1 protein-coding gene is annotated in these 246 nt (G+C 56.1%); it reads left to right on the forward strand.

Features of this window, described 5'->3' with window-relative positions:
* A partial coding sequence (locus FJA49_RS18520) for a hypothetical protein (protein WP_233590039.1) occupies window positions 1-246 on the forward strand: 246 nt, incomplete at both ends.

Genomic DNA, 246 nt, shown 5'->3' on the forward strand with positions numbered 1-246 from the left:
ATACCGCCACGGGATGCTACAAGCTAGGCAGCTTCAAGGTAGTGATCAACCCGTCGCTGTCCTTCCCGCATGTGGAATACTCGCTTTGCGACGAGGCCCTTCCTAATGACGGGTACACGGTGTTCGACCTTACCACGCAGATCGGCAACCTTACAAGTAACCTTCCGGGGTATACCGTTGCGTTCTACACCCTTGCGGGCACGCTTATCGACCCTGCCAATGCCTATACGAACCAGAACCCTGGCG

The sequence above is a fragment of the Flavobacterium microcysteis genome, assembly GCF_006385255.1.
GTDB lineage: Bacteria > Bacteroidota > Bacteroidia > Flavobacteriales > Flavobacteriaceae > Flavobacterium > Flavobacterium microcysteis.